Annotated in this window: 6 protein-coding genes and 3 pseudogenes; 2 read left to right on the top strand and 7 right to left on the bottom strand. The window is 69.8% G+C overall.

Annotated elements, in window-relative coordinates; all coding sequences use genetic code 11:
* Window positions 1-662: 662 nt before the first annotated feature.
* Window positions 663-1,154 carry a hypothetical protein gene (locus tag AC5WS8_RS35455; RefSeq protein WP_496107626.1) on the top strand — a complete coding sequence of 164 codons (492 nt, stop codon included), beginning with the start codon at window positions 663-665 and terminating at the stop codon, window positions 1,152-1,154.
* A 737-nt stretch (window positions 1,155-1,891) separates the two neighbouring features.
* Here the strand turns inward: AC5WS8_RS35455 and AC5WS8_RS35450 are convergent.
* The gene (locus AC5WS8_RS35450; RefSeq protein ID WP_496107625.1) at window positions 1,892-2,392 is read right to left on the bottom strand and encodes a hypothetical protein; all 501 of its coding nucleotides are present in this window, start codon (window positions 2,390-2,392) and stop codon (window positions 1,892-1,894) included.
* Between the two features lie 372 nt (window positions 2,393-2,764).
* Window positions 2,765-3,529, bottom strand: coding sequence for an extensin (locus AC5WS8_RS35445; RefSeq protein WP_496107624.1), 765 nt, complete (start codon window positions 3,527-3,529; stop codon window positions 2,765-2,767).
* A gap of 125 nt (window positions 3,530-3,654) precedes the next feature.
* Here AC5WS8_RS35445 and AC5WS8_RS35440 point away from each other — a divergent pair.
* Window positions 3,655-3,726: pseudogene (locus AC5WS8_RS35440) on the top strand (DNA-binding protein); the annotation flags it as partial.
* Between the two features lie 84 nt (window positions 3,727-3,810).
* On the opposite strand, the pseudogene AC5WS8_RS35435 reads toward AC5WS8_RS35440, so the two are convergent.
* From AC5WS8_RS35435 to AC5WS8_RS35415, 5 genes and pseudogenes are all read right to left on the bottom strand, one after another.
* Window positions 3,811-3,936: pseudogene (locus AC5WS8_RS35435) on the bottom strand (tat (twin-arginine translocation) pathway signal sequence domain-containing protein); the annotation flags it as partial.
* A gap of 213 nt (window positions 3,937-4,149) precedes the next feature.
* Window positions 4,150-4,239, bottom strand: a pseudogene (locus AC5WS8_RS35430) (IS5/IS1182 family transposase); the annotation flags it as partial.
* 481 nt (window positions 4,240-4,720) lie between these two features.
* Window positions 4,721-4,852, bottom strand: coding sequence for a hypothetical protein (locus AC5WS8_RS35425; protein WP_496107623.1), 132 nt, complete (start codon window positions 4,850-4,852; stop codon window positions 4,721-4,723).
* 74 nt (window positions 4,853-4,926) lie between these two features.
* Window positions 4,927-6,462 (bottom strand): sensor histidine kinase, encoded by a 1,536-nt coding sequence (locus tag AC5WS8_RS35420; protein ID WP_496107622.1) that lies wholly within the window; start codon window positions 6,460-6,462, stop codon window positions 4,927-4,929.
* A gap of 37 nt (window positions 6,463-6,499) precedes the next feature.
* Window positions 6,500-7,240, bottom strand: a complete 741-nt coding sequence (locus tag AC5WS8_RS35415) for a response regulator transcription factor (RefSeq protein ID WP_496107621.1) — start codon at window positions 7,238-7,240, stop codon at window positions 6,500-6,502.
* Window positions 7,241-7,548 lie beyond the last annotated feature (308 nt).

The raw sequence follows: 7,548 nt of genomic DNA, 5'->3' as shown, positions 1-7,548 counted from the left end.
GCAACAAGGGCGGACATCAGCGCACTCCAACGGACCTCGACGGACGGCCAGTTCCGCGCCGACCTGCAAAAACCCAGGTAGGGATCGGCCCGCTTTCACACGTACTATGTGGTGGCAGGGGCCACGCCGATCCTCGTACACAACTGCAATGGGCGATTGGTATCGGATGGATCTGCTGCAAGCGCAACGGTCACCCCGCAGAAGTTGCTGGATGATGCAAAGGCGCTTCACGACACATTCGGCATCGGAACGCGAGCAGACAAGGGTACGACGGTGGCGACAGGCCAGCTTGGCGGCGAGCTTGTTTATTCGGTGGCGAATAATGGAACGAACCGGAGTTTGAGAGCCCTGGCCAGTCAACTTGGCTACAGGCGAGTGTATGAAACCGATCTAACGCCGCAAGTGCACACCGACGCTGAACAGATTCTGTTCAACGTAATAGATGAGGAAGAGTATGCCGGTGACGGCATCATTGCCTCGTCTCGTCCTGCGTGCGGGCCCGCCCGTCAAGATTGCGCGGGAAGGGCAAATGACTATCCTGGAGTTCAGCTATGGGAGAGGAGTAGGTAGCTGTGGAAGGGCCTCTTCGGATTTATGCAGGTCACCCTGGCAAATGTGGCCTGTTTGCCGGATCGCATCTACGATATTGAGAGTAGGGGAAATTGGAACTCTGGGACCAGAAGGTCGAGCCCTATGTGCAAAGCCTTGAGCGCTTGGAGGCTGGGGCGCTGGCAAACCTTGCACTCGACGCCGTGGAGGCTGCAATTCCCTTGCTTGACCCCCCATTCGGTGATTTCTTCCCCCCGGGCCACGCCGCTCTGATTGAATCCGCCCTTGCATTCCGTCGCGATCGTCCGACCGATTGGCAGTTTGATTCCGAATATGCTGCGAATTTTCTGGCGCGGTATGATGAGTTGCCGGGAGTGCCGGTAAGGCCAGGCGTCGGACCTTTCTTTATGGCGCTGGTGAGACTTTTCGAGGCTCCCGCTTATTCGGTATCCGTCGATGATGCGATGGAGATTCTCTCGTCCTGCTACGAATCTGTTCTGATGTCGCATCTCGCGGGCCGCGTCACGCTGGAGGATGAGCTGAATAGTGATCAGTGTGTTGCGGCCATTGATCGGCAGATTGAAATCATCAAGGCTCATATTTAACGACCTCGTGCACGGTGCGCAGTCGCCAATATGGTGGGTGGGGGCTCGCCAGTTCTCAGGTGTGCGATGTTTTACGGCAGTGGAGCTGGACTGTTGCTGTAGAGATGCGAGGTGCTGAACACGACGCTCTGGTCCCGTCTTCTCGGTGTATCGGGACATCAGTGCAGGGCCTCGCCAGGGCCTGTGGGTCCGGAACGACACCGTGCGGCCTCTTGCCCGGCCCATGGCATTCCCCTTCCGTGCCGTCGTCCGCTTGCTGTGAAGCGCTCGAACGACAGCCGGGCTGGGTCCCAACTCTCCAGGGAACCAGCCCGGTTCACTCCAGGCCGCCGACCACGCGTTGGCCTGCTGTGTTGCCAGCCGGTAGGTGCGCGGCCGGTCGCTCACCTGCTCGGCTATGTTCTCGATGGCGAGCTTGACCAGGGCGTTGGCGATGGCGCCCGAGGACTTCTCGATCACACGGCTGATGCCCGTGGCCGTGAACGCCTTGCCGGGGTGTGCCGACAGGTGGTCGATGACCATCTGCCGCAGCGCTCCGGGTGCGAGTCGCTTCTTCGGGTCCGGCAGGGTGATCGCCTCGTCCGGTGTCGTCGTCCGCTGCCCGAGGACGGGCTGGGCGGCAGGCGCTTCCTCGCTCGTGGGATAACTGTTGCTGTCCTCGGCGTGCGACTCGTCGCTATTGCCGCCGTGTTCGCTCTGCTTGGTGTCCGGCGTAGTTGCCTCGGGGGCTGTGTCGGCTACCGCGACGCTGACGCACGCCTCGTCGTTGCCTGTCCCGTCATTGTCCGGCGCGGGCGCGGGTGCGGCGGGGGTGACCTGCGGAGCCTCGGTGGTCGAGGGTTCTCGCTGGCCGCGCTGTTGGCGATCGGCACCGGGGCGGTGGTGGAGGATTCGGCTGGTTCGGCGCTCACGGGGGCGGATTCGCTTTCGGTGTATTCGGTGGCGTTCTCGCTGGTGGGTGCGAAACGCCAGCGGTCGGGGGTGCGGCGGGGGCCGTCGTGGCCGCCGGGGGTGCGGATGGCCAGGCCGTGCTCCTCCAGGGTGACCAGGGCCTTGCCGGTGGTGGAGCGGCCCAGGCCGGCGGCGAGGGCGAGTTCGGCGGCCGTGGCCACGTTGTCGCCGGTGAGCTTGATCAGTTCGGCGTAGATCGAGGCGGGGGCGCCGGTCAGTCCGGCGAGCGGTTCGGGGTCGGGTACGGCGTGCAGGGTCCGGGTGCTGTCGGTCGTGGTGTTGGACATGAGGGAACCTCGTTTCGGTCAGGTCTTGGGTGGGTGAGGTCCCCGGCCGGGGTGCGGACCCGCGTGGTTGCGGGTCGCGGGCGGTCGCCGGGCGCGTGCGCATCGCGTGTCTCCCGGGCGAACATGGCCGTGCAGTGGGCGGGTTTACGGATTTCGTGGGCCCGCTCGGTGCGGTGGCCACGACCATGGACGCTCCGCTCTGCCGGGAAGTCAAGCCAGGCGGTCACCGACGGATCGGAGCAGCTCACGAGCGGTGCCGTGGACGCCGGGAACGTGTGGGGCGCGAGCCGCTGCGCCGCTCGGAGAGCGGGCGTGGAGAGATCCTGGACACCGGATCGGGTGGGGCCGGATCGGACAGCCGACGAAGATGGTCTACGGAATTGCGGATGGCGGATCGGGGTGTCGGGCCAGGAGCTGTTCACGGATCTGTCGGGCGCGATCAGGGCCGACATGCAGTTCGGTGCGCAGCCGCCAGATGCTCACCGGGTTACCGGTGGCAGCACGGGCTACGTTATCCAACGCGACGGCCCGCGGCCATACGTCGGTGTCTGTGGCTCCACCGTCGGCCGACTGGGGCTCGGGGGCCGCGGCGTGGTCGGCGGGCGTGTGGTCGCCCGGGTGGGGCTCGTCGTGGCCGGTGTCGGTGGCGGCGGGCGCGGCGGGGGTGTGGGCTGAGGCGGATTCGGGATCGGATCTGCCGTCTGTGGGCAGGGTGGCCAGCCGGTCTGAATCGGAGGTCTCCGGATCGATGTGCTCTGGGACCGATCGGTGCTGGGCTGTCGTGCGCGGGCCGGCGGGCTCGGTCGGATCGACGGGGCCGATCGCTTCCAGGAGGTCGGAGATGGTTCGTCGGTAGGCGGCGATCGTCTCGGTCAGGGCGATCAGGAGCAGGGCCGGGGTCAGGTGGAGCAGGACGGCTGCCGGATCGGCCCGGTGGGGCCAGTCGATCTGTCCGTCGGGCCACAGGCTCTCCCATGAGTTCATGAGAGCGGCCGTGCATCCGGCGCCCCAGCGCAGGGCGGTTGACCAGGCTGGTGGGTTGATGCCCCAGGAGGCCAGGCGTGCGTCAACGTACAGGACGCCGGCGAGGGCGGTGCCGATCATCGGGTCGAGGAGGACCGCGATGGGTGTGGGCACGTTCCGGCTGGTGGCGAAGCGGGTGACGTTGACGGTGGTGAAGATCAGGGCGGGGACTCCGACCGCGCACGCGTGTAGACCACGGGTCCGCCTTGCGGCGCCGTGAAGATCCAGCTCTCGGGCCCATCGAGGTCGCCGAGCGCTACCGCACAGCCGAGAGCACCGTCCGCTACTGGCGCCACATCAAGAAGGGGCCGCTCTCGGCGAGTCTTTGTCAGCCACCTCGACGCAGCTGTCAGACTTCGTATAGGAGCTGGTTCGCCAGTTCGATTCCACGGTCGGCTGGCCACGGTGCCAGCGGCGGGGCCGCTCACGCGGGAGTAGCTGGGCTGGGGGCCATCGTCACGGAGGAGGACGTCCTCGGCGGCGAGCAGGGCGCGTGCGGCCGACGAGTTCTCGTCGATGGCGAGCGCGACCAGATCGCCAACCGCAAGAAACGCGGTTCCCACGGTGGCCGCCCGCCGAAGTTCGACAAGGACGACTACAAGCAGCGCCACGCGGTGGAGTGCGGGATCAATCGCCTCAAGAGGCGGTGTGAGCCCTGGGAGTCACCTCGGTCATCGCGCGGCGCGGTGTCGAGCACGGTTCCGGGCTGGCGTGTACCGCTGGGTGGTCGAACAGAGCTTGGGGACAGCCTGGACCAGGGGGACGAGCTGGGTGACGTCGTTCCGGTTTCCGCCGGTCAGCGACACCGCCAGCGGAATGCCGTGCCCGTTGGCCGGTTTCGGGCACAGGAATGCCCGAGCCTGGTGGGGGCGTACGGAACTTCGGGGTGCCGCCTGGACGAAGGGGGAGCCTGGATCACGATCGCGCCGTTCCGGGCGGCTGCTGACAAGTGAACCGGTGGTCACGCTCAGCGGGTACAGGATCGTGCAGCGGATGCCGCGCTCGCGCAGGTAGGCGCCGTTCGCGCGGGAGCCGTACGCCTTGTCGGCACGGACCTTGTCCGGCCGGGTACGCGGACGGCCCGGCCCGAGCCTGGGCACCCTGATACGGCCCAGGACCACCTGGAACTCGGCACGAGCCGCGTCATCATCGGGGCCCCTCTGTGGTTGCGTACTACTCGACAGGGCACCGTCCGGACGTACTTCGGGGAGAACCGGGTAGTGATTCCCCGCCGCCCGGGCACACGGAACGCGCCTCCCGTTGCTCCTGCCCCCGCACGGCCCGCCGGGCAGGCGCTACCGCAACTCACAGGGCACAGCGGTCGCATGCCCGGACAGCCATGTCCTGGTCCCCGATGTACGCAGGCGAGCGGCACCCGGTCTCGGTGTCCAGGGACTCGAAGCGGCCGAGGACGAGGCGGGCGACCGTCGCGAGCATGTCTGCTCGGCGGTTCGGTCCTTGCGGCAGGGCTTCGGGGCGGTCGAGGCGGTGCGGGCGGCGCTGAACCCGGTTCACGACGCGGCGGCGGCACGGGAGCTCGACGCCATCCCCGTCGCAGCCCGGCCGCAGGACGTCTGCGCCGCCGTGTCGGTCAACCAGTCGCGGCGCTCGGGGAGTTCCACCGTGGGGGCGCCGTGGGCGGGGTGACCGATGGGCAGGGGCAGGCGTACCTCGAAGCGGGCGCCCCTGCTGCCGGGTGCGTCCAGTACCCGGATCGTCCCGCGGTGCAGAGCCGCCTGCTGCGCGGCGAGGGTGAGCCCCAGCCCGGATCCCGGACTGCCGGGGCGGTGGTTGAACCGGCCGAAGACCGAGTCACGCTGTTCCGGAGGGACCCCGGGACCTTCGTCGTCCACGGTGAGCACGGCGACGGGTGCGTCCGGTGTGCCACCCTGCCGCAGGGCCACCGTCACAGCGGCCGGTTCACCAGGCCGGCGGCCGTGGATCACCGCGTTGCCGAGCAGGTTGTCGACCATGATCCGCAGGCCGGGGGCCCATCCGGGCAGCCGGAGGGCCGGCAGCGATGCGGTGGTGCCGATCCGGGCGTCCGGGTGTCGCCGGGTGAGGTCGGCCACTGCGCCGTCGACGGTCTCGGCGAGGTCCACCTCGGTGAACGCGTCCGCCTCCACGAGGTCACCGCGGGCCAGCGCCCGTAGCGCGCTCAGCAGGTCGAGGACGCGGGCGTGCTCGCTGTGCAGGTCGGCCAGGACCTCGGCGCGGTCCGTCGGGTCGAGGTCCGCATGGCCGCTGAGGATGTCGAGGTTGGTCCGCATGCTCATCAGTGGCGTGCGCAGTTCGTGGGAGGCGGCGGTGGAGAAGGAGCGGGCGGTCTCCAGCGCCTGAGCCGTCCGTGCGGCCTGCTGGTCGTAGCGGGTGAGCACGGTCCACAGGGTGCCGGCCAGCTCGTCGACCTCGGCGACACCCGACGGCCGGTGCGTGAACCCGGCCGCACCGGCCGCCGGGTCCAGGGCACCCGCCCGACGCCGCAGCAGCCGCAGCGGAAGGGCCGCCCGCTCGGTGACGGCCAGTGCGGCCAGGCCGGACACCGGCGCGGCGATCAGGGTGACCAGCAGCAGCCGTCTGCGTACGGCCACCCGTTCGGCCCGGTCGGCGGACGCGGGCGAGAACAGCCACAGGGTGCCCGCCCGGCTCCCGTCACCGGCGGTGATCGACAGCAGCCGCCAGCTCTGCCCGTCGGTCCGCAGGGTGCCGGGCCCGGGAGCGCGGGTCGGCAGGGGCACCGAATCGGCCGGCTGGGGACCGCCTTCGGCCACGGTGGTGCCATCGGCGACCAGCCGGATGCCGATGTCCAGGGCGGAGGCGAACAGCTTGCGCTGCTGGTTGTGCTCCAGCCAGGAGTGGTCGACGTCTCGGGCGGCGAGCAGGGTGCGGGCGACCGGCAGCAGGGTCGCGCCCCGCTCCTGGAGCCGGGCGTCCTGCTCGCGGTGCAGGTCGCGGGTGACGAGGCCGAGCACGAGCACACCGGCGGCCAGCACCAGCAGGGGCACGGTGAGACCCACCGCCAGGCCGATCCGGGTGGAGAGCTTCATCCGTCGGCCTCCTCGCCGGCGTCCTGGGTGGAAGGCATCATCGGCCGCCCTCCGAGCCGGGACCCTGGGCGGGACGCAGGATGAATCCCACTCCGCGCACCGTGTGCAGGATGCGGGGCCTGCCGCCGGCCTCGAGTTTGCGTCTCAGGTAGCTGACGAAGGTGTCCACCGCGTCGGTGCGGACCTCGAACGCGTAGCCCCACACTCCTTCCAGCACGCGCTCGCGGGTGAGCACGATGCCCGCGTTGCGCGCCAGGTACGCCAGCAGTTCGAACTCCCGGCGGGTGAGCCGCACCGGCTCGCCGTGGTACCAGACCTCGCGGGCGCCGGGGTCGATCAGGAGGGCGCCGGCCTGCACACGGTCGTCGGGCCGGGGTGGCCGGCGGCGCAGCAGTGCCTGGAGCCGCAGCACGAGTTCCGTCAGGGCGAACGGTTTGACCAGGTAGTCGTCGGCGCCTGCCTGGAGCCCGGCGACCCGGTCCTCCACCTCGTCCAGGGCGGAGAGCATCAGGACCGGTACCTGGTCGCCACCGACTCGCAGCCGCCGGCACACCTCGGTGCCGCTGGTGCCAGGCATGGAGACGTCCAGTACCAGCACGTCGGGCGATGCGCTGGCCAGCGCGGCGAGCGCGGCGCGGCCGTCCTCGGCGAGGTCGACGGTGAAGCCGCTGAGGCGCAGCCCGCGGGCCAGGGAGCGGCGAATCGCCGGGTCGTCGTCCACGACCAGCACCCGACCCGTCGCCGTCGGCCGGCCGGCCGGGCCGGTGGTCGCTTCCATGGGCTGGAGTCCATTCCGTTCGTCGGACGGGCGACGGGCCGTGCCGGGTCGGGTCGGGTCGATCGGTACGCCGGGTTTCGCGCCACCGGGCTCGCCGCGGGCCGGCCGGGACGCGGCGGTCGGCACCGCCCGGGGCGGACGGCGGCACACGGCACCCGGGCGCGTGACCGGGGAGCGCCGGTCCGGCGAGCCCGCGCGCGTGTCCCGGCAGAGCGCCCCCTGCGCCCGTGCGCCGGCCCGAAGCCGCGCGGAACGGGGGACGCCCGCCGCCCCGTGCCCGGCCATGTGCTGCGGCCAGCGGTGCCACA

The sequence above is a fragment of the Streptomyces sp. PTL18 genome (assembly GCF_059510295.1).
This window is presented reverse-complemented; position numbering and strand designations above follow the sequence as displayed.

What these genes read in the sequence shown, in the direction of transcription:
- AC5WS8_RS35450 (WP_496107625.1), bottom strand. Translation starts at nt 2,392, where the DNA reads ATGTCCAACACCACGACCGACAGCACCCGGACCCTGCACGCCGTACCC.
- AC5WS8_RS35415 (WP_496107621.1), bottom strand. Translation starts at nt 7,240, where the DNA reads ATGGAAGCGACCACCGGCCCGGCCGGCCGGCCGACGGCGACGGGTCGG.
- AC5WS8_RS35425 (WP_496107623.1), bottom strand. Translation starts at nt 4,852, where the DNA reads ATGCTCGCGACGGTCGCCCGCCTCGTCCTCGGCCGCTTCGAGTCCCTG.
- AC5WS8_RS35420 (WP_496107622.1), bottom strand. Translation starts at nt 6,462, where the DNA reads ATGAAGCTCTCCACCCGGATCGGCCTGGCGGTGGGTCTCACCGTGCCC.